Origin of the sequence: Arthrobacter sp. N199823, from assembly GCF_002929705.1 — a bacterium.
Taxonomy (GTDB): Bacteria; Actinomycetota; Actinomycetes; order Actinomycetales; family Micrococcaceae; genus Specibacter.
In genome coordinates this window covers 88,963-112,081 of sequence record NZ_PJIN01000007.1, presented here as the reverse complement: position 1 = coordinate 112,081, position 23,119 = coordinate 88,963, and the positions used below count along the sequence as shown (strand labels likewise).

The 23,119-nt window shown below is 60.5% G+C and carries 25 protein-coding genes and 1 tRNA gene; 4 read left to right on the top strand and 22 right to left on the bottom strand.

All coding sequences use genetic code 11. The features are described from left to right. Window positions 1–56: 56 nt before the first annotated feature. The 8 genes from metE to CXQ93_RS14975 form a co-directional block, all read right to left on the bottom strand. The gene (metE, locus tag CXQ93_RS15010) at window positions 57–2,384 is read right to left on the bottom strand and encodes a 5-methyltetrahydropteroyltriglutamate--homocysteine S-methyltransferase (protein WP_104111236.1); all 2,328 of its coding nucleotides are present in this window, start codon (window positions 2,382–2,384) and stop codon (window positions 57–59) included. Between the two features lie 75 nt (window positions 2,385–2,459). Next, window positions 2,460–3,428, bottom strand: a complete 969-nt coding sequence (locus tag CXQ93_RS15005; RefSeq protein WP_104111235.1) for a methylenetetrahydrofolate reductase — start codon at window positions 3,426–3,428, stop codon at window positions 2,460–2,462. 392 nt (window positions 3,429–3,820) lie between these two features. Then, entirely contained in the window at window positions 3,821–4,627 is an 807-nt protein-coding gene (locus CXQ93_RS15000) for a hypothetical protein (RefSeq protein ID WP_104111234.1), read from the bottom strand. Then, a complete protein-coding gene (locus CXQ93_RS14995; protein ID WP_104111233.1) occupies window positions 4,624–5,625 on the bottom strand; it encodes a VWA domain-containing protein in 1,002 nt (333 codons plus the stop codon). Before CXQ93_RS14995 ends, CXQ93_RS15000 begins: the two co-directional genes overlap by 4 nt. Next, window positions 5,622–6,605, bottom strand: coding sequence for a VWA domain-containing protein (locus CXQ93_RS14990; protein ID WP_104111232.1), 984 nt, complete (start codon window positions 6,603–6,605; stop codon window positions 5,622–5,624). Before CXQ93_RS14990 ends, CXQ93_RS14995 begins: the two co-directional genes overlap by 4 nt. After that, window positions 6,596–7,066, bottom strand: a complete 471-nt coding sequence (locus CXQ93_RS14985) for a hypothetical protein (RefSeq protein WP_104111231.1) — start codon at window positions 7,064–7,066, stop codon at window positions 6,596–6,598. The genes CXQ93_RS14990 and CXQ93_RS14985 overlap by 10 nt, the downstream gene beginning before the upstream one ends. Then, entirely contained in the window at window positions 7,056–7,976 is a 921-nt protein-coding gene (locus CXQ93_RS14980; RefSeq protein ID WP_258069028.1) for a DUF58 domain-containing protein, read from the bottom strand. Before CXQ93_RS14980 ends, CXQ93_RS14985 begins: the two co-directional genes overlap by 11 nt. Continuing rightward, window positions 7,954–8,961 (bottom strand): MoxR family ATPase, encoded by a 1,008-nt coding sequence (locus tag CXQ93_RS14975; RefSeq protein ID WP_104111313.1) that lies wholly within the window; start codon window positions 8,959–8,961, stop codon window positions 7,954–7,956. The genes CXQ93_RS14980 and CXQ93_RS14975 overlap by 23 nt, the downstream gene beginning before the upstream one ends. 139 nt (window positions 8,962–9,100) lie before the next feature. Here CXQ93_RS14975 and CXQ93_RS14970 point away from each other — a divergent pair, with 139 nt between their 5' ends. Then, window positions 9,101–9,298, top strand: a complete 198-nt coding sequence (locus CXQ93_RS14970) for a hypothetical protein (RefSeq protein WP_104111229.1) — start codon at window positions 9,101–9,103, stop codon at window positions 9,296–9,298. A gap of 72 nt (window positions 9,299–9,370) precedes the next feature. On the opposite strand, the gene CXQ93_RS14965 is transcribed toward CXQ93_RS14970, so the two are convergent. Both CXQ93_RS14965 and CXQ93_RS14960 read right to left on the bottom strand, forming a co-directional pair. Then, window positions 9,371–10,576 carry an ROK family transcriptional regulator gene (locus CXQ93_RS14965; protein ID WP_104111312.1) on the bottom strand — a complete coding sequence of 402 codons (1,206 nt, stop codon included), beginning with the start codon at window positions 10,574–10,576 and terminating at the stop codon, window positions 9,371–9,373. A 195-nt stretch (window positions 10,577–10,771) separates the two neighbouring features. Continuing rightward, the gene (locus CXQ93_RS14960) at window positions 10,772–11,992 is read right to left on the bottom strand and encodes a methyltransferase (protein WP_308470628.1); all 1,221 of its coding nucleotides are present in this window, start codon (window positions 11,990–11,992) and stop codon (window positions 10,772–10,774) included. A gap of 149 nt (window positions 11,993–12,141) precedes the next feature. Here CXQ93_RS14960 and CXQ93_RS20875 point away from each other — a divergent pair, with 149 nt between their 5' ends. The 3 genes from CXQ93_RS20875 (at window position 12,142) to CXQ93_RS20865 (ending at window position 12,983) form a co-directional block, all read left to right on the top strand. Beyond that, window positions 12,142–12,315 carry a hypothetical protein gene (locus CXQ93_RS20875; protein ID WP_219817366.1) on the top strand — a complete coding sequence of 58 codons (174 nt, stop codon included), beginning with the start codon at window positions 12,142–12,144 and terminating at the stop codon, window positions 12,313–12,315. Window positions 12,316–12,381: 66 nt separating this feature from the next. Further along, window positions 12,382–12,618, top strand: a complete 237-nt coding sequence (locus CXQ93_RS20870; RefSeq protein ID WP_219817365.1) for a hypothetical protein — start codon at window positions 12,382–12,384, stop codon at window positions 12,616–12,618. Beyond that, a complete protein-coding gene (locus CXQ93_RS20865; RefSeq protein WP_219817364.1) occupies window positions 12,615–12,983 on the top strand; it encodes an aquaporin in 369 nt (122 codons plus the stop codon). The genes CXQ93_RS20870 and CXQ93_RS20865 overlap by 4 nt, the downstream gene beginning before the upstream one ends. On the opposite strand, the gene CXQ93_RS14950 is transcribed toward CXQ93_RS20865, so the two are convergent. The 12 genes from CXQ93_RS14950 to rplU form a co-directional block, all read right to left on the bottom strand. Continuing rightward, on the bottom strand, window positions 12,977–13,378 hold the full coding sequence (locus CXQ93_RS14950) for a YchJ family protein (RefSeq protein WP_104111228.1): 402 nt from the start codon (window positions 13,376–13,378) through the stop codon (window positions 12,977–12,979). The two genes, CXQ93_RS20865 and CXQ93_RS14950, sit on opposite strands and share 7 nt — an antisense overlap. A gap of 202 nt (window positions 13,379–13,580) precedes the next feature. Continuing rightward, window positions 13,581–13,656 (bottom strand) — tRNA-Ala (locus CXQ93_RS14945). 112 nt (window positions 13,657–13,768) lie between these two features. Beyond that, complete coding sequence (locus CXQ93_RS14940; RefSeq protein ID WP_258069027.1) at window positions 13,769–14,536, bottom strand: histidine phosphatase family protein; 768 nt, start codon at window positions 14,534–14,536, stop codon at window positions 13,769–13,771. Window positions 14,537–14,584: 48 nt separating this feature from the next. Further along, the gene (rsfS, locus tag CXQ93_RS14935) at window positions 14,585–14,977 is read right to left on the bottom strand and encodes a ribosome silencing factor (RefSeq protein WP_104111226.1); all 393 of its coding nucleotides are present in this window, start codon (window positions 14,975–14,977) and stop codon (window positions 14,585–14,587) included. A gap of 27 nt (window positions 14,978–15,004) precedes the next feature. Further along, a complete protein-coding gene (locus CXQ93_RS14930; RefSeq protein ID WP_104111225.1) occupies window positions 15,005–16,741 on the bottom strand; it encodes a hypothetical protein in 1,737 nt (578 codons plus the stop codon). Then, the gene (nadD, locus tag CXQ93_RS14925; protein ID WP_258069042.1) at window positions 16,741–17,424 is read right to left on the bottom strand and encodes a nicotinate-nucleotide adenylyltransferase; all 684 of its coding nucleotides are present in this window, start codon (window positions 17,422–17,424) and stop codon (window positions 16,741–16,743) included. The genes CXQ93_RS14930 and nadD overlap by 1 nt, the downstream gene beginning before the upstream one ends. Further along, entirely contained in the window at window positions 17,417–17,662 is a 246-nt protein-coding gene (locus CXQ93_RS14920; protein ID WP_104111223.1) for a hypothetical protein, read from the bottom strand. The genes nadD and CXQ93_RS14920 overlap by 8 nt, the downstream gene beginning before the upstream one ends. Before the next feature lie 178 nt (window positions 17,663–17,840). Continuing rightward, window positions 17,841–19,121, bottom strand: coding sequence for a glutamate-5-semialdehyde dehydrogenase (locus tag CXQ93_RS14915; RefSeq protein WP_104111222.1), 1,281 nt, complete (start codon window positions 19,119–19,121; stop codon window positions 17,841–17,843). 56 nt (window positions 19,122–19,177) lie between these two features. Continuing rightward, entirely contained in the window at window positions 19,178–20,305 is a 1,128-nt protein-coding gene (gene proB / locus CXQ93_RS14910; RefSeq protein WP_258069026.1) for a glutamate 5-kinase, read from the bottom strand. Window positions 20,306–20,328: 23 nt separating this feature from the next. Then, the gene (gene obgE, locus CXQ93_RS14905; protein ID WP_104111220.1) at window positions 20,329–21,945 is read right to left on the bottom strand and encodes a GTPase ObgE; all 1,617 of its coding nucleotides are present in this window, start codon (window positions 21,943–21,945) and stop codon (window positions 20,329–20,331) included. Window positions 21,946–22,104: 159 nt separating this feature from the next. After that, complete coding sequence (gene rpmA / locus CXQ93_RS14900) at window positions 22,105–22,362, bottom strand: 50S ribosomal protein L27 (RefSeq protein WP_038462850.1); 258 nt, start codon at window positions 22,360–22,362, stop codon at window positions 22,105–22,107. A gap of 58 nt (window positions 22,363–22,420) precedes the next feature. Continuing rightward, entirely contained in the window at window positions 22,421–22,729 is a 309-nt protein-coding gene (rplU, locus tag CXQ93_RS14895; protein WP_044573640.1) for a 50S ribosomal protein L21, read from the bottom strand. Window positions 22,730–23,119: the final 390 nt, after the last annotated feature.

The following is a 23,119-nucleotide window of genomic DNA, read 5'->3' as shown; positions in this document are numbered from 1 at the left end:
GGGCCATTACTTGTGTAGTGGCCCGGGGCGCTGTGTGGCTGGTAGAGCTGGTGGCGCTAGTGCGTGTGCGAGACGAGCTGGGCGCGAACTTCCTTCGTGGCCTTGACCAGGTTGCGCAGGGACTCTTCGGTCTCGGCGTAGCCGCGGGTCTTCAAACCGCAGTCCGGGTTGACCCACAGCTGACGGGCCGGCACGTGCTTGACGGCGGTGCCCAGCAGCTCGGAGACCTCAGCCTGTCCGGGGACGCGGGGGCTGTGGATGTCATAGACACCCGGACCAACACCGCGGCCAAAGCCGTGTGCCTCGAGGTCATTGACTACGTCCATGCGGGAGCGGGCCGCCTCAATGGAGGTCACATCGGCATCCAGTCCGTCAATGGCGTCAATGATGACCCCAAATTCGGAGTAGCACAGGTGAGTGTGGATCTGGGTGGCGTCGCCCGCACCGGCAGTGGATAGGCGGAAGGAGTTGACCGACCAGTCCAGGTAAGCGCCTTGGTCGGCCCGGCGCAGCGGGAGCAGTTCGCGCAGGGCGGGCTCATCCACCTGGATGATCTTGATACCGGCGGCTTCCAGATCAGCGATCTCATCACGGAGTGCCAGACCCACCTGGTTGGCGGTGTCGCCCAGGGGCTGATCATCGCGGACAAAGCTCCACGCCAATATCGTGACAGGGCCCGTGAGCATGCCCTTCATGGGCTTGCTGGTCAGTGACTGGGCATATTCGGCCCAGGAAACCGTGATGGCCTTCTCGCGGGTCACATCTCCCCAGAGGATGGAAGGACGGGTGCAGCGGCTGCCGTACGACTGAACCCAGCCATGGACCGTAACGTCAAAGCCTTCGAGGTTTTCAGCAAAGTACTGGACCATATCATTGCGCTCGGGCTCGCCGTGCACCAAGACATCAAAGTCCAGCTCTTCCTGCAGCTCGACGACGCGCTTGATCTCATCCTTCATCAGCGTGGTGTACTCATCGGAGCTGATGGCACCCTTGTTGGCGCGGGCACGGGCCGAGCGGATTTCCCCGGTCTGGGGGAAGGACCCGATGGTGGTGGTGGGCAGCGGCGGCAGTGCCAGCGCAGCTTCCTGCGCTGCCTCACGCACTTCATACGCCGAGCGGTTGAAGTCGGCCGGGGTCAGTGCGGCCAAGCGGTCACGCACCTCCGGACGGTTGACACCTGCCGCCACGGCGCGGGAGGCAATGATGGCTGATGCTTGCGCAATAGCGTCAGCGGACGACGCCGGGTCCGCCAGGTGCGCGGCGAGCGTCACCACTTCGGTGACCTTCTGGTCTGCGAACGCCAACCAGCTGCGCAGTTCCGCCGACAGTTGGGTTTCCTCGGTGACGTCATGCGGGACGTGCTGTGTGGATGTAGAGGTGGAGACGGTGACCGTGAGGCCGGCAGCCTTCAAGGTATCGAGCCGGGCAGCCGATTCGGCCAGATCGTTGAGCCAGATATTATGACCGTCCACAACACCGGCTACTACCGTCTTGCCGGCCAGCAGGGCCAGCTCTTCAGAGGAGGGAACGGCACCCTTGAAGGCGTCAATGTGCAGGGCCTCGATGGGCGCACCTGCCAGGGTAGGCAGCAGTTCCCGCAGGGCGCCGAACGGGGTGGAGACAAGGATCTGCGGACGGGAGACTGCTGCACCAAGCACCTCGTAGCTGCGGGCAACAGCAGCCTGGATCTCGGCGAGCGGCACATCCTGATCGGCGACCAGCGCCGGCTCATCCAACTGCACCCAGCTGGCACCGGCGGCACCGAGGCGGCTCAGCAGTTCAACGTAAACCGGGAGCACATCTTCCAGACGGGACAACGGGTTGAAATCTGCCGGTGCTTCATCGGAGGCCTTGCTCAACAGCAAGAACGTGACCGGACCAACCAGGTACGGGCGAGTTTCAAAACCGTTGGCCAAAGCGTATTCAAACTGTTCCACCACGCGGGTTGAGGTGAGCGAGAAGGAGGTCTCCGGGCCGATCTCCGGCACCAGGTAGTGGTAGTTGGTGTCGAACCACTTGGTCATTTCCAGTGGCTGCTGCTCAACCGTGCCACGAGCCAGAGTGAAGTAGGCGTTGATGTCCAGCTGGCCATCGGCGTTGCGCAGTTCACCAAAGCGGGCCGGGACGGCGCCAATGTGGGTGATGGCGTCCAGCACCTGATCGTAGTAAGAGAAGGTGCCGGGAATGGCTCCAGCTTCGCTCAGTCCCAGCTCGGCAAGGCGGCGGGCAGTGCCCAACTGGATTTCCTTAGCTGCAGCATCCAGCTCGGTGGCATCAATCTTGTTCGCCCAGAAGCCCTCAATGGCCTTCTTAAGTTCGCGGCGGCGGCCAATGCGAGGGTAGCCCAGCAGGGAGGCGGCGGGGAATGCAGAGGTGTTTGACATGGCTATTTCCTTAGATTTTTAAGACAAAGATTTTAATGTTTGAAGAGCAAAGGTGTGGTGGGCCAGGCGAAGCGGCTAGGCCCGCACTAGGCGGGATGCGCCGGCTCGGGGCCCTACTTGGGGACGTCCAGGCCGGGGCAGCTGGAGCTTGTCCAGGACTTCAAGAGCTGCCGCGTGCTCGTTGAACGTGTACAGGTGAATGCCGGGTGCGCCAGCGTCCAGGGCGGCTCTGGCCAAATCCACTGTGGCCTTGACCCCAACCTTCCGGCTCTGCGCTGCGTCATCGGCGCGGCCCAGATCATCCAGAAGCTGCGCACTTGGCTCAACCCCTGTCAGGTCTCCCAAACGCTTGACACGACGCAGGCTGGTGAACGGCATAACCCCTGGAATGAGGGGAATGCTGACTCCAGCGCGGCGGGCCCGGGTGACCAGGCTCTTGTACTGGTCTGCGTGGAAGAACACCTGGGTGATGGCGAAGTCAGCACCAGAGCGTTGCTTGGCCAGTAGCACTTCCACATCGTGTTCAATGGACGGCGATTCCGGGTGTCGCGCCGGATAGGCTGCCACACCAATGGCCACCTTCCCGGCACACAGCATCGCCGAGCGCCGCTGTTCCACGCGGCGGATCAGTTCAATCAGGTCCTGGGCGTAGTTCAGTGATCCAGCTTTTCGTTCCGCCGGAGCATTCTGGGGCAAGTCCCCCCGCAGGGCCAAGATGCCACGGACGCCGTGGTCCAACAACTCCGTGACGATCTCCGCCAGTTCATCTGCTGTGTTCCCCACGCACGTCAAGTGCGCCAGGGGCAAGAGGGAGGTCTCCCGCAGGAGCCGATGGAGCAGTTCAACGGCCGTGTCACGGTTACTGCCATTGGCGCCGTAGGTGACGGAAACATAATCCGGATTGGTGGTTTCCAAGGCGCGGATGGTGTCCCACAGCGTGGACTCGGCGACATCAGTCTTGGGTGGGAAAAGTTCATAGGAGAGGGCAATCGGCGCACTGTGCGATGCTTGCGCCGACGCCTGTATCAGGCTCGGTGGAGACATTTGCTGGGGTCCTTGAGGATGGGTCGGCCGTTGCCACCGCAGGCTTCTAGAACACCTAAAGGGAGCAACAGTCACATTTTCGAAGAAAACATACGGAGGCAAGCGCTGGACTGCGCGCTATGGCGCATTCAGTGGCTTGATCCGCGAGCAAATGTCAGGCCCACATGGGGGCACCCACACCTTCGATTGATCTGAAGGTCGCTGACACACGTTGAGGAGCTAACGTGTGTCCACTATAGGCAGCCCCGTTCTCCCCATGCAAGCCAAGGATCGAATTACTACGAGACTTTACGGAATATTTCAGCAATCCCGTTCGACTAATGGTGACTTTTGAGTCAGCAAACCGAATTAGTGCACCATTGTGGGTCGATCATGAGTCCATAACGAAGCCGTCACCAAGGCTTCGCGTGCGGCTCGGGATCCTGTTCAAGAAACTCGTCCATCTTCTCGCCTTTGTTACGTTCGGCCTGTGCCTTCTGGCCGGACTCCTGCAACTGCTCCATTTTGCTCGCGGGCGGCGGCGCTTGCTGCTCAGACTCGCCATCCCCCTCTTTGCCTCCCTCTCCCCCGGACTGAGCGGCAGACTGCTTATCCTGAAGCCGCTTCGCCGCATCACGGAGAGCATCACCCTCCCCGTCTTCATTGTTGGGGCTGCTGGGAGCAAAACAATCCCGCGGTGCCTGCGCCACTGTTTCGCTGCCTTGGGCAAAAAATTCCATGGCCGACGCCGTGTCCCCAGCTTTTTCCTTCGCCTCACCAAGTTTCTCAAGAGTGAGCACCAGGTTCACCCGCACCTTGCAGGACTCCTGCGCCGGTACCAGTTCCAAGGCTGCATCAAATTCCTCTTTAGCCGCGGCGAAGTCTCCGCGCAGCACGTACCCATCCCCCACAGCAAAATGGGATTTGTAGCGCTCCACCATATTCAGCACGCCCAGGGCCTGCCCGGCGCGGACCGTTCCGTCTGCATTGCCGGCCTCGTAGGCATGCGCCGCCTGCCCAGCGGCCAGTGGCAGGCTGAGCAGTTTCAGTGCCACCACTGCGGTGACCAGAACCGCTGGGGCTGCGATGAGTAACAGCTTGCGCCGCCTGTGCCGAGCAGCAGCTTGCAAGGAAGGGGCATCGGGCGTGGCCGTGGTGTCAGAAACGGTGGCTGAGGTTTTTGCTGACTGATTCTTATCCAACGCTCGAGGGTTCATCATGAGCGGTCCTTACCCGGGGTTCGCATCTGCCGGTAGGCGCGGTTGAGTGAAAGAAGTTCCCATGTCGCTACACCAAAGGCGGCCAAAGCAAAGATCCAGTACAGTTCCGTGCGCCCAGCGCCGGGGCGTGAGTCCGTTCCCTCAGGTGCGGAGGCGGCTGCCTTGGGGCTCGCTTTCCCCAATGCCGAGGAAATGTTCCCTGGCTGCTCTCGGTGGACGTAGGGCACCTGCAACTGTTCGGCTATGCCGGCCAGCGCCTTCTCGTCAATGCGTGAAATGGCGGGTTGGTAGTTTTTTGACTTATCCAAGATGTAACCACCGGGGGAACCGCTGCTGAAGCTGAATTCGCGCATTTTTCCTCCCGCCGCGGTCCCGTAGCCAAGCACGGCACCGCCGTCAATCAGCTCCACATTTTCTTTAAACGGCTCCGGGGCAGAATCCGCTGTCTGTTCGCCGTCGCCCAAATAAAACACCAATCGCGGCCGTTCGGGGTGAGTCTTGGCTGCTGCGGCCAGCCTCTGGGCCAGGAGTTGCTTGGCCACGCTGATACTGCTGCCTTGGGAGATGTACACGGCCTTGGGCGTGAGTACTTGGGTCATTGTGTCCAGTGCCGTGGCATCGGTGGTCAGGGGCATAGTGACGGACGCCTTGGAGTCGAAGGTGAGCAGTGAGAACCTTGCCCCGGCCAGTTCGGTGGCGAGCGCCCGGATATCTTCCTTCATACCGTCCAAGCGCGGAGATTTTCCGTTGTAATCCTCGGCGGCAACACTGGGTGTCACGTCAACCACAAAGTACACATTGAGTTCGGTGTTCGCCACCGGTGCGCTGGCGCCCACCAGCCCCGGACGGGCACAGGCAATCAGGACGAGCAGCACCAAAGCACCATAACGCCAGCGCGCTGGTGTGGCACCCTTGGCCAGTAAGAAGGTAGCGCCGGCCACCAGCAGCACAGCCAGGATGATGAAGAGCCAGATCGGCAATATCGGAAGAAGTGTCATCGTCGCAGCCTCCAGCCCGCGGTGAGCAAAACCAGCAAAGACACCAGGGCCACCCCCAGCGGCCAGCCAGGATTATCCAACAAGGTACGCTGCGGAGCGCCCTTGAGGAGTGCCGCTTCTGTGGCCTGTACTTTTTGCACAATGGCAGGAACGGCTGACTCAGACTCCAGCGCGTAGTAGGCGCCGCCGGTCACTGAGGCAGTTTTTTTCAGACCATCTGCAGCTTTCCCGAACAGCGAGTCGGCCCCATAGTCATTAGGGTTCAAGGCATAGATCCGAATGTCCGCCTTCTGGGCCAATGACGTGGCTTCAGACAAGCTAAAGAGTGGCTTTCCGGCTAACAGATTATCGGTAGCCAGAACCACCGACCTGGACCGTTTCGAATCGGCTACGGCGGGGAAGCCGTTGATACAACTGGCCAGTCCGTCACCAATGAGCGAGGACCCTGGCGCCTCGTAGGTTCCAGCAAAGTACTCAAAGGAGGTGGAATCCACACTCAGCGCCTTTTGGGCGATCTTGAGCTCTTCGGCCACAAAATCATAATCGTCCGTGAGCGGGAACACCGTGACAGCAGATGAATCAAAAATGGTCAGGCCAATCCGCTCGCCCTTGAATTTTTCCACCAGCTTGGCAAACACACGCACAATCGCTTCATCGGTGTCGAGCATGGAACCGGAGACATCCAGGCACAAGATGATGTCCCGGTTGAGCTGTTCGGGAATGCTGGTGCGTTCGGTGACGGGGCGAGCCGCAGCTACCAGGAGTGACACTGCCAGCACGGCCACGGCGGCCACGGCAGTGGTGAGCCACGTCCTGCGCCGTTTCACGGCGCGCTGATAGGCGGGCAGGGCTGTGAGCCGCTCCGCATGGGCCACCGGCAAATGGCTGTTTGTAGCGGTGCGACGACGCCACAAGACCACCACAACGGTAACCAAGGCAGCAAGTCCTAGAGCCAGGAGCCACCAATATTTCAGCGCCATTGCGACACCACATTCTTGGCTGTCTGCACCGAGTCCGCCACGGAAGAGTGTCCGCTGGCCCGGGAAAACTCGGCCGGGTAGAACAGTTCCACGGCGTCTCCGGCCAATGGCAGCCGGTGTTCGCGCAGCTGGGACAGGGTCATGCGCTGGGTCTTGAGCCCTGTCATCTCGTGCACAAAGGTGCGCACGGCTAGGCTCAGCTCAAGGTGGGCCGCACGCATGTCCAAGGCTCCGGCGTCGTGCCTGTTTTGAATGTCCACAATCAGGGCCCAGTACTTTTCCTTGACGGCCGAGGGGTTCCGGGGCGCCACAAAATCCGGGACCCCCGTGGTGCTGGCAGGTTTCGTGGCAACCCAGATCCAGGCCACCGCACCGGCGCAGAGAATGAGCAGCAGCACCCCGAGCAGCGGCCACCACACCGAGTAGCCAAGGGGCGCATAAAATTCGCCTTCAGCGTGCACGTCGGTGCCTTTCCAGCAGCGCAAAGACCTGCTTCATGACGTCCTCCGTTGCGCCAATGCGAGTCTGCGCAATGCCATTGGACTTGAGAAGTTCGGCCAGGCCATGGGCGCGTTCCGCCGTTGCTTGCGCATAGTGGCGGGCAAGTTCCGGTTCGCTGGCCAGGAGCAACAGCACCTGCTCCATCCCCTGCACATCCGTGCCCACACCGTCCGCGTTATGGACCGCATCAGGGCCGGCCAGAACGGCGTCGGCAATTTCCACCCAAAGGATTTCATGCTGCGCGTTGAGACGCCGGAGGACCTTGGCCAGGCGCTCACCCACTGTGATCTCATCAGCGATGACCACCATGAGGGTGCGGGTCTTGATGTGGGAGGCGGCATATTCCAGCCTGGCGCAGAGGTCGCTGGACCCGTGCTCCAGCGAGGAGGCATCCATGTGGCGCAACACGTTCTCCACATGAGACTCGGTGCCCTTGGCCGGCAGGGATGAGGTGCTCGCCCCGTGGCCATGAACCAGCGCCACGGAGTCACCGTGCCTGATGGCCAGCAGGCCCATGACACCCATGACCATGACGGCAAGGTTCTTTTTGATATCACCGCCGCGGGATGTGGCAGCCATATTTCGGCCGGTATCTGCCACGAAGAGAAGCTGCTGCCTGCGCGTGGCCACATAACGCTTGATCAGCGGTGTGCCCACACGGGCTGTGGCTTTCCAATCGATGTCGCTAATCTCATCGCCGGGCACGTAATCGCGCAGGTCATCGAAATCCAGACTGCGGCCACGGAAGATAGAGGCATATTCGCCGTCGAGCACGCCGCGGGCCCGGCGGTGGGCAAAGATATACATTTTGGCTTTGACGCCTGTCAACAGTGTTGTCACGGCAGTCTTACGGCGTTTGAACGGAGTCAACGATGGCGGCAATCACCTTTTCAACGCCAACGTTTTCTGCCACTGCTTCAAAGCCCATGATGATCCGGTGCCGCAACACTCGATCTGCCAGAGCCTTGATATCTTCCGGGATGACATGGTCGCGGCCCTGCAGCAAGGCTAGTGCCCTGGATGCTTGGGTGAACGCAATGCTGGCCCGGGGGCTGGCCCCAAATTCAATGAGCCTGGCCAATGCCGGATCAATGTACTGGGCAGCGTGCCGGGTCACGTAGACCAGGCCAACAATGTAGTTGATCAGGGCCGGGTCCAAATAAACTTTTTTGACGCTTTCCTGCAGGGCCCGAATGGCCGCCAGATCAGCGACAGGCGCTGGGGTTGCACCCGCTAAGAACACGCCGGAATCAATGCGCCTGATCACTTCGGCTTCCTCAACGGGGCTGGGATAGTCCAGCACATCCTTGAGCATGAACCTGTCCATCTGAGCTTCCGGCAGCTGGTAGGTTCCTTCTTGCTCAATGGGGTTCTGGGTGGCCATGACCATGAACGGCTGCGGCAAGTGGTGGACGTGGCCCCCAATGGTGGTTTGACGCTCCTGCATGGCCTCCAGCATGGCCGACTGCGTTTTGGCACTGGAGCGGTTAATTTCGTCCAGGAGAACGATGTTGGCATGCACCGGGCCCAATTGCGTGACAAAGGTTCCCTGTGCGGCGTCATAGATTTGAGTGCCCACAATGTCACTGGGCAGCAAATCGGGGGTGCACTGGATCCTGTGGAACAGGGCGCTCACTGATTCTGCCAACGTCTGCGCGGCAGTGGTCTTGGCCAGGCCCGGCACGGATTCGAGCAACACGTGCCCACCGGTCATGAGCGAGATGAGCAGGGTCTCGCGCAGGCGTTGCTGCCCCACGACTTTGTGCTCAAAGCTTCGAGAAATTTTGCCGATGACCTGCTGCGCTTGCGCTAACTCGGCCTGATCGAGAGACGAGCTGACGCTAGTTGAAATCACGATGGTGGAACCTTTCATATGACACTGATCAGGGGCAGATCATACAGACCAGTTCATACATTCTAGGGTCCAGGTGCAATGGGGAGAACTTCCCATACACCCCTGTCCACCCGTGTTGGCACGGACTACAGTAAGGTTCATGAGCCAGTTACCAGCTGTGTATGAGGCGTATCTGCAGGGCAAGGACGAGAACTTTATTGCCACCGTCCTACCGGTATTGCAGCAATCAGTGGCCGAGAAAGACCACGGGGTGCGGATCGTACGCACACCCCATGTACTTCAAGCCCACACAGATCCTGCCATCCCTTTCGGTGAGATCGTGGAAGACGTGGACTAACCCTGGCTGGGCCGCCGGAAGCTGCTTAGCAGCCCCAAAGTGCTGCCCGCCCGGAGGCGGGGCCGGGCAGACCTAGCCCTTGGAGTCCAACAACAGCTGGGCCGCCCTGGGGCTGAAGGTCTTTTCCATGACCAGGCAGGCTGCCCCAAAAGCTTCCTCCCCCGAGTTCACAATGGTGCCTGCAACGTCCACGGAATGAACGCTGTCCGTGACGCTGAGGTGTGTCAGGAGCGCTGGCATCTGGGCCAGGTACGTCGGTGCCAGGGCCGGCCAGAAGGGCCCGCCGAAAACCACCCGCTCCACATCCAACAAGTTGGTCAGGACTGAAACAGCTCCAGCCAAGCGGCGAGCGGACTGCGCCAACACGTCCTTGGCAGCAGAATTACCATCGGCAGCGGCTGCCACCAGGGCTGCCACGTCATCGGGCAACGACGGCGTTTGTCCCTCAGCGAGGCCCGGCAGGGCTCCGGCCGCACGGGCCTGAGCAACTAGGGTCTCGGGCATGCACGTGACTTTGACACAGCCGCGGCGTCCGCAATCGCACGGCGGCCCGTCCGGATCGGTAATGATGTGCCCAATCTCGCCCACGTTGCCTGAGGCGCCACGGACTACTTCGTCATTGAGCACCAAGCCTGCTCCAATGCCTGTACCAATGTAGACAAAGATGAAGTCGGTAGCGCTGGCATCGGCCCCGGCCCACAGCTCGGCGACGGCCGCAGCCGTGACGTCTTTGTCCATGACGACGGGCAGTTTGGTGATCTCCTGCAGGATGTCGCGCAGGGGTACCCGGTGCCATCCGGTCATGTGGGGCGGGTCAACAACGGTTCCGCTGCTGGCATCCACGGGGCCAGGGGTGGCTACGCCTACGCCGGCAATCCTTTGCTCGGGAATGCCCGATTCTGCAATGATGTGGCGGATGCGCCGTCCCATGGCGGCCACGGCTTCCGCTGGCGGACTGCAAAGATCGGTGGGTTCATCCACGGACACCAGAACGGAGCCTACAGCGTCCAACAAGGCATAGCTGGTCAGCGCCGGGTCAATGTGGAGGCCGATCGCGTACATGCCTTTGGGATTCAGACGCAAAATGGTGCGTGGCTTGCCGGGACCGGAGGTCTCCTTGCCAGCTTCCATGATCAGTTCTGAATCCAGCAGGCGGCGGCAAATGTTGGACACCGTCTGAGCAGCCAAACCGGCGGAGGCGGCCAATTCAACACGGCTCAGGCCTTCTTCGGACCGTCTGATGGAATCCAAGATTACTGCCTGGTTGAAATCTCCCATTTTGGGGAGGTTTGTACCGCGGCGGCGCTGCGGCACAACCAACTCAGGAACACCCAACTTATTTCTCCTTGAAAAATCATGCGCTGGTGACTACCAGCTGTTTGGGCAATGCCGTCCCCCACCATTCCCAGATGCCAGATTACCCCGGCGCAAGCATGTACAGGTGCACGCCACGACGGGCTGTAGAACTTCTGTTTAAGCGCTTGCTAACTGGGCCTTGATGGATACCGTAACGGTGAACTTGCTATTGCGTCCGGCCACGCGCGTTTCCCCCACCGTTTTTGCCAACGCACCCTTGTAATCCAGGTGCCTGTTGTACACGCACCACAGCTCTCCCCCGGGTGCCAGGACGCGTGATGCCGCAGCGAATAGCTTGTGGGCAATGCCAGCATGAACGGTGGCACCAACGTGGAACGGTGGGTTGAGAACAATCAGATCGGCCGATCCTGCGGCGAATCCTGCCAGCGCGTCATCGCGCACGGCTTGAATCCGATCTGCCAGTCCATTGGCCAGCGCGGTAGCTTTCGTGGAGGCAACAGCGGCGGCCGATTGGTCCGTGGCGATGACGCTCAAGTCCGGCCGGGCCTGCGCCAGCGCCGCAGAGATGGTGCCGTTGCCTGATCCCAGATCGATGGCCACGGCCGCGTTCTGACGCATCTCCGGCAGGAATTCGAGCAGAAAGCGGGTGCCAACATCAATCTTTGTGCCGCCAAACGTTGCCCCGTGGGAGCACAGCCAGAGCCGCGCATCGGCGTGGAATTCGCGTTTTGGGAAGCTCGACGCCGTGCCCTCCTGCACCGGACCGGTCACCGTGAGCGGGCGGGACTTTCGCCAGGCTCGGCCGGGGACCACGGAAGAGAAGTGTGCCGCCAAAACGGTGTTCATGGCCAAGGTCATATGCTTGATGCGGCCGCCAGCAAAAACCTGCACGTCCGCAGCAGCATGGGCGCTAATGAGCTGCGCTATCTCTGAAAGTTCCTCGAGACTGCGCGGCAGCTGCCACAGCACCACTTGGGCATTGGCGAACAGTTCCGGCCCCAAGGCCATGGACGTGTACTGCCCGGAAAGACCTGCCCGTTCGGCGTTGCCTGCCAAGGCACGCTCGCCAGAGAGCCCGTCTTGCTGGACCCGCAAAGACGTAAGCCCGTGGATCGACGCGGTGGCCAGGGTCAGCGCCCCGTACCGGTCCCCCACAATGGCGACGTGTCCGCCGTCGGAGATTGCCAAGACACTGGCCGCTTCCCGCAGGATCAACTCATCGGTGGGGTCGTGGGCAAAGAGGTTCGCCGCCTCGATATCGGGAAACCTCCGCAACTGCCCAAAATCAAAGGCAAGGCTGTCACTACGCTCGCTACCGACCGTGACACTGCGCGCTGGCTGGCCTGAGTCGACTGGGATACCGCTATTTTCCTCCACTGCTCAACTCTACCGTGCAGTGTTTTAGTGATCTGGCGAAAAGTTCCCACACACCTCAGGGTGCCTAAGATCACAGCAGATCTCTACAGAAATCAGTCTCTTCAGTCAAAGATATGTCGCCATCATCGACGACTCGAAGGATGTTAGAAATGAGTGAAATCACACCGCTGCACAGAACCGTTCGGGATGGCAGCAAACTCAAACGTGTGGGCGGAGTGTGGGGAGAACTGCTCGCGGAATTCCTCGACACGTTCGTCGTGATTTGTTTTGATGGCGGGGCGGTCGCCCTGGCCGTCGCGGCACTTCCAGGGACTGGCTGCTGATCACGTGGGGTTGGCCTGAGCTGTGGCGCTGGTGGTGGCGCCTTTGCCGCCGCAGCGCTGCTGTACGTGGTGTACTTCAACGCCATTGACTCATTCAATACGGCGGCCAAGACTCAGCGGGACCAAGCCGGAGGTCTGGCGACCCTCTCCATTTTCGCCAGGTTCCCCGCACCATACTTCAAGGGAGATCTTTCCATCCCGCTGATCGATCAGATCGTGGGTACGGCGTTCTTGGTGATCTTCATTGTTGCCACCATGGATATGCCTAATATGGCGCTCAAGGTGAATCTGGGCCCCTCATGATTGGCTTCGAGGTGGCCGCAATCGGCATGTCCTTCGGAGCGAATGCCGGATACGCCATAGACCCTGCCCGTGACTTTGACCCCCGTGTCTTTGCCTGGTTGGCCGGCTGGGGCGATGTTTCCATCCCAGGGACAATCACCGGAGTGCCTTGCGCGTTCAGCTGGTACTTCTGGGTGCCTATTGTGGGACCGATCATTGGTGGTGTCATTGGCGTGTTGCTGTATGACTGGTTCATTGGAGACATTCTCCACGCGCGCCACGCGTTGGCCGAACAGGCCACCGCCGCAGCACCCACAGGTGGTTCACAAGCTGCGCCACCACAGGCTGCGCAAGAACCTAGACCAGCCGGCGAGGAAGACTACTGAAGATCTAGCGCTTTGACGTACAGCCACTGTTTGCCGGCTTTGACGAAGCTGCTGGTTTCCGTGAAGGAATCGCGCAGCTTCCGGTCGGCAGCCGAGCGGTAGTGCGCGCGGAAGGTGACCACGCCATCACTATCAAATGGGCCGCCGCGTTGCGTGCCGAGGATTTCCAGCAGGTACCACTGCTGATCGGGGTCCAACTCCAGCGAATCCGGGCGTTCATCTGGGTGCCAGGTGCGCAGGAGATAGTCCGCATCGTGCAGGGCGAAGGCGCTAAAGCGCGAACGCATCAACGATTCAGCCGTGGGCGGGTAGCCGGGCTGCCCGCCAACAGTAACGGTGAGGTATTTAGCGCAGCAGCTTTCGAACTGCTCGCCGCTGTGACAGGGGCATCTCATGGCATCGGCTCAAAACTGCGGGCGGCGGGAAAAGGAAGAGATTTTGGCGTGGACACGCCATCATTGTGCCACTGCGCGCACGATCTTGGTGAATCTGTGCCCGATGAGTGCGCAGCCCAGTTCCTAACCCCGGTAGCCCTTGGATTTCTTGGGCAAACAAAAAGTCCGGCCAGCTACAGAAGTAGCTGGCCGGAGTTTGTTTTGGTGGAGCTGAGGGGACTCGAACCCCTGACCCCCTGCATGCCATGCAGGTGCGCTACCAGCTGCGCCACAGCCCCAAACACTTTGTTGCCTTGTTGCTTTTTCCCTGACCTGTCGGTCTTGGCTGAAGCAACCTGTCTATCTTAGAGCACGTTTTGGCGTAGTGCCAAATCGGCGATGTTACGGACTTTAGTCCTCGACCGGTTCGGCTAGATCTTCGGGTGTTTCATAGGGCTGCGGAAGCGTTCCGACATTGTGTTCAAGCAACCGCCAACGCCCCACACCCGTCCCATCAACCGCAGGATCTGCGGCTTCAACCACTGACCAATGGCAGTTGGAAAGACCGGACAGAGTGCGCCACAACGGCTCGGGCAGACCCAGGATCTTAGCCAGAGCCACCCGGGTAGCCCCGCCATGCGTGGCCACGACCAGAGTGCCGCCGTCAGGCAATTCCGCCACACTGTCCAAAACCGCGTCCACCATCCGCTGGGCCACTTCAACGCGGGTCTCTCCCCCACCGGCCCGGATACCTGGCTCATCACGTTGCCAGAGCTTGATTTGTTCGGGATAGCTGGAGATGATCTCCTCGAAGGTCTTACCCTCCCATTCCCCGCCAAAGGTTTCCCGCAGGCGCGGATCCGCCGCGACCGGAGTGCCAATCAACGAGGCTAATTCTTGTGCAGTGGAGTAGGCGCGGGACAGATCCGAGGAAATGATCCGCACAGCGTGGTCCGCATTGCTGGCAGAACCCAATTTACCGGCGAGCAGGGCAGCTGCTCGGCTCGCCTGCGAGGCACCAACGTCATCCAGGGGAATGTCGCTTTGCCCTTGGAAGCGTCCGGCAGCATTCCAAGAGGTACGCCCGTGGCGCCAAAAAATCACCCGCCGGCGTGGACCGGCGGGCTGCAGGACTGAACGCCCAGGTGAGTGGTTGACCATCAAGTGATAATGTCCCATCCAGAGCCCCACACGGGGCAATTCAGAGTGCTGATTCTGGTCTTCGAATTACTCTGCGGCAGGAGCAGCCGACGGGTCGGCCGCATCAAGCTGCAGGTCGATGACGGGGCATTCCCCGTACAGCCGCTCCAGGGCGTAGAAGACACGGTCTTCTTCGTGCTGCACGTGGATAACGATGTCGGCATAGTCGAGCAGGACCCAACGGCCGCCTGACCGTCCCTCGCGGCGAACCGGACGCAGACCAAAGTTGTGCAATTCATCTTCGATGCCATCAACGATGGCGTTAACCTGACGCTCGGTGGGAGCGGAGGCGATGAAGAAGATATCGGTGATGGCCAGACGCTCACTGACGTCGATGGCTGTCACATCCTGAGCCAGTTTGTCCGATGCTGCCCGCGCCGCAGCGCGTGCCAAGTCAATGGACTGTTGTGTTGCTGTCACTGGTGTTCCTTTGATTGTTGTAAAAAACTAGTTAAGAATGTTGGTCAAGACCATGATGGCTCCAGCCACAAAAGCCGCGCCGCCAAGAATGATGCTGCCCCACTGAATGAAGAGATTGCGCTGCGTGCGGCCCAACCCAGCAGTCATGGCATCCAGCGGTTCCAGCCCGTGGGCATAATCTGCGGGCATGGGCGGCATTTGTGAGCGTTGCACCGGCGCCGTAACAGCGGCTTCCCTTACAGGCTGCACACTGGGACGTGCCGCGGGTACCGGTGACGGAACAGCCACAGAGGCACCGTGATCCACCGCTGCCATGGCCTCGGCACGTTTGAGCGTGCTGCTTCGACCACCGGTCAGGGGACGGTTTCCCGGACCTGGCCTGTGCGCGGCACGTGCTGCCAGTGCCGCATCGAACCGTTCGGCACTGACGTTGGGAACGCCAGCTCCAGCTTCTCCACGTTGGGGTGCACCCTGACCAGAACCCGCCGGACGCGCTGACGTGCCGGCAGCTTTCCCCTTATCAGGAACCGGGCCCTTGGGCCGTGCCGGCGCCTGGCGCGGGGTACTGCGCGTCACGATCGGCACATGGGTGGTGGTGGGCGGGCGCATTACCGGCCGTTCAACCCCCGGAACATCAATGAATTCCATGGGCGTGACCATGGCCAGATTGTTCGTTGCCGTGGGATCCGCCGCGGGGCGCCGGTTCTTGGCGTTCTCCTGTGCCAGCCGTTCACGAGCTTGGGCACGCTGAGCCAGAATGGCTGTCCGCTCGGCCTCTGCCTTTTCTGCGGCGAGAAGTTGCAGATCCTGAGTGCTTGGGGGCACAGGTGGGCCAGCCGAGATTGGGTAATAGTCGCCGCCAGGCACAAGAGCTGGCAGGGGTGGGACATGAGCACTGGACTCAGCTGCGCCCTGTCCCCCTGTGGTCGAGGAGTCAGCTCCTGGTGCCTGTGCGGCATCCGCCGCAGCGTCCACAGTGGCCGCTTCAGGCACAGTCAATGCGGCAACTTCTGGAGACACGGAAGACACCAAGCGGCTACCCGGCTTGGTGGTCGGAGGGCTGGGCACGTTTACTGCTGCAGGGGCAACGGTCTGTGCCGCAGCATCATCAGGATGCTGATTTTCGCCTTCACCCGTGGTGGAACGGACGGGAACGGCATACTTGTCATTGGCAACGGCAGCGGCCCGTCGGCCTCCCCTGGTTCGTGGGGCCTGCACGGACGCCGGTGCCGCGGAGGTGAGCGAAACGCCGTCAACTGCGGCAGCATCCGTAGGGCTGGCAACACTGGGGCTGGGCTGTGTTGGCGGATTCGTGGGCGTAGAAGTGGCGACGGTAGCTGCTGTTGCCCTGACGGACACCACGGGGTTCAGAGCAGTGATGGGGGCGCGCTCGGCGTCGAGCTGAGCCTGGCGCAACGCCTTCCGAGACGGCAACGGGTCCTGGGCCGGCGAATCAGCGAGCTCCTTAAAGGCTCGCAACGCGGCCCTGTCACGTGCTCTGATCTGGGATTCGCGTTCACGCGGCAGCGCTGCATCGGCGGCCGGAGGCGTCTTGCCGGGCAACTCAGATGCGGGTGCCTCAAGCGCAGGCGCCGCGGATGCAGGGGCTTCAGATACCGGATCCGCAGGTACAGGCGCATCAGGGGCAGGCGAAACAGGCGCAACGCCGGCAGGCGCCGCGGATTTATCCGGGGCGCCAGTTGTCTGTGCCGACTTCTCGCGCAGTTGCCTGCGGCTGAGAGTCGGCTCTGTTTCCTTGCTCATCACTTACTCATTCGGTTCTCTTTGGTCACCGGCAGCATGCCTGCACTGGCATCTGTTCCGGGTTGCACGTACAGCCCATACTTGGCAATATATTGCACCACGCCGTCTGGAACCAGATACCAAACGGGGTTTTGCTCTGCCACGCGTTTGCGGCAGTCGGTGGAAGAGATCGCCATGGCGGGCACTTCCAACAAACTTACATCGGTTCGACCCATGTCATCCAGCACATGCCCGGGACGGGTGACACCCACGAAATGGGCTAGATCCCACAGCTCGTCGTTGTCTTTCCATGACATGATCTGGGCCATGGCATCGGCACCTGTAATGAAGAAGAGGTCCGCGTCAGGACGTGCTTTGTGCAAATCACGCAGCGTATCAATGGTGTACGTGAGTCCCGGACGGTCAATATCGACCCGGCTGACGGTGAACCGCGGATTCGCTGCCGTGGCAATCACTGTCATCAAGTAACGGTGTTCAGCGGCACTGACCTGGCCCTTGGTTTTTTGCCAAGGCTGGCCGGTGGGCACAAAAACTACTTCATCAAGTTCAAAAACGCTTGCAACTTCGCTTGCTGCAACAAGGTGTCCATGGTGGATCGGATCGAACGTGCCACCCATGACTCCAACCCGGAGACGGTCCCGGGTACCTTCAACCGAAGATACCCGGAGTGTTTCCTCAGTGATTGGAGGACGCCGAGTCGTGGCCGTGCAGGTGCTTGTTGGTGTGCTGGCGGTGCGGATCTTCCGTCTCCGGAACGGCCGCGTGACGGTTACCCAAGTTCATGAACGACACCGTCACAAACATCAGCAACAACAGGCCAGCAAGCATGACGCCGCCAACCACAAACGGCGGCGCAATCAACGGCGCGAGTTCGTGTTCTTCTGCGGCGGCCAGTACGACGCCGGCAAGCTGGGTCAGCATTATTTCTCCCCTTGGGTACGCGGCCGGGCGGTTTTTTCTCCGCACCTAGCCAATTGTTGCTTGTATTTCTTCTAATGGTACGTGCAATCGGCTCACCGTGGCGCACCATCAACGCCGTGTGCGCCACACTTGGCCACTTTTCTTGGGCCCAAGTGGTTGGGCCCACATTCTTGGCTAGTTAGCCTCGAACTTGGCCTTCGCCTTGCACGATCCACTTGGTGGTGGTCAGCTCCGAGAGCCCCATGGGCCCGCGGGCATGAAGTTTCTGGGTGGAAATACCTACTTCAGCGCCGAGTCCAAGTTCTCCGCCGTCGGTAAATCGGGTGCTGGCATTGACAATAACTGCTGCGGAATCAACCTCGGCAATAAACTTTTCAGCATTGGCGAGATCGTTGGTCAGAATGGCTTCGGTGTGTCCGGTGGTCCATGTGCGGATGTGTTTGATGGCCTCATCCATGGAATCGACCATTTTTACGGCCAAGTCTAGGTCCATGTATTCGGTAGCCCAGTCTTCGTCAGTGGCAGCCTCTGCCGTGATTCCTGCGGGCAGCACCGCCTGAACACGGGGGTCAACGTGCAGCCGGACTCCGGCCTTCACCAACGCCGAAAGTACCGGCGAAAGCACTTTGCTGTCCTTGTGCACCAGCAGCGTTTCAACAGTGTTGCAGACGCTGGGACGCTGAGTCTTGGCGTTGAGCAAAATGTCAACGCTCATCTCTTCCTTCGCACTGGCGTCAATGAAGATGTGCACATTACCCTCCCCGGTTTCAATGACGGGGACGGAAGAATTGTTCACGACGGTCTGGATGAGCTCCCGGCCGCCACGGGGAATGAGCACGTCCACGGCCCCGCGAGCCTTCATGATCAAGGTGGCACCCTCGCGGCCGAACTGATCCACGGACTGCACGGCGTCCGAGGGCAGGCCGACAGAATCGAGGGCATCGCGCAGGATGCTCAGAAGCGCCTTGTTGGTGTTGGCTGCTGCAGTGCCGCCGCGCAGAATGACGGCGTTGCCGCTCTTGAGCGCAAGTCCGGCGATGTCGACTGTGACGTTGGGACGCGCCTCATAGATGGCGGCCACAACCCCCATAGGCACGTTGATTTGGCGCATACGCAAACCGTTGGGAAGTGTCTGTCCCCGCACCACGTTGCCGACGGGATCGGGCAAGGTTGCCAGGTTTTCCAGCGCATCGGCCAGACCCTGCATCCGCGGTTTGGTTAAAGTCAGTCGATCGAGCATGGGGATCGAGGTGCCGTTTGCCCGGCCAGCGGCCACGTCCTTGGCGTTAGCCGCCAAGATGGTTTCCTGGTTCGCTACCAATGCCTTGGCAATGGCACGCAGCCCCTTGTCTTTCCAGGCGCGGTTCGCTCCAGCCATGCGGCGGGCGGCCCTGCGGGCGCGGTCGGTGATCGCCTTAACTTCAGCGGCGACATTAACTTCAACAATCTGCTCGGTCATGACCCAAGTCTAGGGTACCGGCGCTCAGCGCGCTGTGATGAGAGCCGCAGCTTGTCCTAGGCGTTGAGCAGGACCAGATCGTCCACATGGACCACAACACGTTCAAACTCGCGTCCCAATTCCTTGGCTAACGCCTTGGTGGAGCGTCCCAGCATTTGCGGCAGGTCCGAATGCCGGTAGTTCACCAGACCGTGGGCAAAAACATTGCCCTCTGAGTCGCTGATTTCTACCGCGTCTCCGGCGTCAAAATCGCCTGTAACGGCCGTGATGCCGGCTGGCAGGAGCGATTTGTGCCGCTCCCCCACAGCCCGGACGGCGCCGTCGTCCAAGATCAAACGGCCACGAATGTCAGCCAAGTGAGCCAGCCAGAGCATGCGGACGGGGCGCTTGTTGCCGTTGATGCCGAACCAGGTTCCCACGTCCTCCCCCGCCAAGGCTTGCGCTGCTTGGTCGGTGGAGGTGACGAGTGCCGGGATGCCGGTTTCCGCTGCGATCATGGCCGCCTGGACCTTGGTGGCCATGCCGCCGGTGCCGATCCCGGCCTTGCCGGCACTCCCAATGACAATGCCTTCGAGGTCTTCGGCGGAATCCACCTGACTGATGCGGGTGGCCCCTTCCGAAGGAGGACCGTCATAAAGGGAGTCGACGTCGGAGAGCAGCACCAAGGCGTCGGCCTTGATCAGGTGGGCCACCAGGGCAGCCAGCCTGTCGTTATCGCCAAAACGGATCTCATGCGTGGCGACAGTGTCATTTTCATTGACAATCGGCACCACGCCTAAGTGCAGCAGACGTTCCAAGGCCCGGTGGGCGTTGACATACTGGTGCCGCCGGGAGAGGTCTTCAGCCGTCAGGAGGACCTGTGAGGCTGTCACACCATGCGAGGCGAAGGCCTGGTTGTAGTGCGCCATCAACAGGCCCTGCCCTACGCTGGCAGCAGCCTGTTGAGTGGCCAGATCCTTGGGGCGCTTGGACAGTCCCAGGGGCAACAAACCTGCAGAAATTGCGCCGGAGGAAACCAGAATGATCTCGGTTCCGGCCAGCTGGCGCTGTGCAAGCACAGCCACCAGCTTCTTCAGCGCTTCCTCGGAGATCCCGCCAGCAACAGATGTCAATGACGAGGAACCGACCTTGACAACAATGCGTGACGCTGTCGCGATCGAACTGCGAGAAGTGAGTGAGCTCACCTGATCCTGCCCCGTGCTTCCCATTAGTTCTGTGCTGCACCTGTGTCGCTGGACTCGCCCTCGGCTGCCAGCTCGGCGGCAATGCTGTGCGCCTCGCTGGTGGTCCGGTTGTCGCTAAGCTCGGTCCAGATGCCGGCCTTGCGCTCAGTTTCCAGCTCGGCTCGGGCTGCAGCTTTGGCGTCGCGACGTTCCTGCTGTTCCTGACGCTTCTGTGAACGTGTGGGGCGATCGCCCAGGTCGAGCAGACGGAGGTCGGTGCCTCGGGGGGCGGCCAAGTGCTCGGCTCCACCCATCATGGTGGGCTCCCAGTCGAAGACCATTCCGTTGTCGCCACCAATGACCACGGTATCGCCGGGTGTGGCACCGATCCTAAAGAGTTCCTTCTCGACGCCGGCCTTGGCCAGCCGGTCTGCCAGGTAGCCAATGGCTTCCTCGTTCTGGAAATCGGTCTGCTCAACCCAACGCTCGGGCTTTTCACCGCGAACGCGGAACAACGGAGACAGGTTGCGCTCTTCGCGGTGAATGGTGAAGGACGATTCGTTGATGGCACGGGGGCGCAGAACCACGGGGGTGACCTTGGCGGGGGCATCGGAGACTGCCTTACGTGCTGCCATGACAATTTCTGCCATCGCGAAGCCAAGCTGCTTCAGGCCCTCATGGCTTGCAGCGGAGACTTCAAAGACACGGTAGCCGCGGGCTTCCAAGTCCGCCTTGACGAATCCGGCCATGTCCCGGCCGTCCGGTGAATCTACCTTGTTCAGTGCAATCAGGCGGGGTCGCGCGTTCAGGGGTACCACGTCACCGTCGGTTCCCGCAAAGCTCATGTCGACATCGTACTGGTCGAGCTCGCGCTCAATGATGGCGAGGTCTGTGATGGGATCGCGGTCGGCCTCGAGTGCTGCGCAGTCAAGGACGTGCACAATCGCGGCGCAACGCTCCACGTGGCGCAGGAAGTTGTGGCCAAGGCCCTTGCCCTCGCTGGCACCCTCGATCAGGCCCGGAACGTCGGCCATGGTGAAGCGGACGTCGCCGGCTTGGACAACACCCAAGTTGGGGATCAGGGTGGTGAAGGGGTAGTCGGCAATCTTGGGCCGCGCCGCAGACATAGATGCAATAAGGCTGGACTTGCCGGCTGACGGGAAACCAACCAAGGCAATGTCTGCAATGGACTTCAGCTCAAGGACAATGTCAGCCTCTGTGCCTGCAATACCCAACAGTGCGAAGCCCGGGGCTTTACGCTTCAGTGAGGACAGGGCATTGTTACCGAGCCCGCCTTGGCCACCGGCAGCAGCTATGTACTCCGTGCCGATGCCCACGAGGTCGGCAAGGACATTGCCTTCCCGGTCTTTAATGACAGTGCCGTCGGGAACTTCAAGGATCAGCGACGCCCCGTCCTTGCCGTCACGCCAGTCACCCATGCCGGGCTGGCCATTGCCGCCACGACGGTGGGGTGCATGGTGGAAGTCAAGCAAAGTGGTGGTCTGGTCGCTGACACGGAAGGTGACACTACCGCCGTCGCCGCCCTTGCCGCCGTCGGGCCCACCCAAAGGCTTAAACTTTTCACTGTGAACTGAGACGCAGCCGTGGCCGCCAGTCCCGCCGGATACGTGCAAAACAACCCGGTCAACAAAGCTGGCCACTGAAATCTCCTTGAATAGAACTTGCTACTGCGGACTAATTCTAGTCCGCTACTTAGCGGGCGCACCATTTCGGTGGGCACCGCTGATCAATAAAAAATGCTTGTGTTAAAAGCCAGTGGAGCGAGCCATGCGGCCCGCTCCACTGGAAAAGCTTTGGTATTAGACCGCAGCTGCAACGATGTTTACAACACGACGTCCACGACGTGTGCCGAACTCGACTGCGCCTGCGTCCAATGCGAACAGCGTGTCGTCCTTGCCACGGCCGACGCTAACGCCGGGGTGGAAGTGAGTGCCGCGCTGGCGAACGATGATTTCGCCAGCCTTGACAACCTGACCGCCGAAGCGCTTTACGCCCAGGTACTGAGCGTTGGAGTCACGACCGTTGCGAGTGGAACTCGCACCCTTTTTATGTGCCATTTGAAAATGCCTGCCTTTTTACTAAAAGTATCTAAGTGGATCGAACCGTCAGCGCTTATTAAGCGATTGAGGTGATCTTGACCTTGGACAGTTCCTGACGGTGACCCTGACGCTTCTTGTAGCCGGTCTTGTTCTTGAACTTCTGGATGACGATCTTCGGTCCACGAAGATCCTCCAACTTCTCAGCCGTAACCTTCACATTAGCCAGGTCCTTCGCGGCTGTGGTGAGCTTGTCACCATCAACCAAGAGCAAAGCGGGCAGCTCAAGCGTGCTGCCAACTCCACCGGGGACGCGGTTCATGGTCACGTGGTCTCCTACGGAAACCTTTTCTTGACGGCCGCCTGCGCGGACAATCGCGTACACCACTGGGGAACTCACTTCTCTCGACGTTTATTACAAAGTTTTTATGCCGGCTTGGATCATGATTGATCCTTACCAACCGCATGCGCCGCAGTTCAAGAATGAACAAGTACGGGGTGCATACTATGTGCCTCAACGCCGTGGACCTCAATGGAGTTCTACCATGGAGTGGTTGCCCTAGGTGTTGGCGTAAGCACCGAAGATCAAGAATACGCTAATTCTGGCTCCGGGGGCAAATGAGACTGATTCCTCGGTCCGTGCACACCTAGGGGCGAAACTTTCATTTCATCCCTTGGCTACTGCGTTCCGTGGAATCGTACTAAGTTACTTTAGCGCGACTCTGGCAGGAAACGTGCATTTGGGGTCAAAAATCGCCAGTTTTTTGTTCAAGTGGCA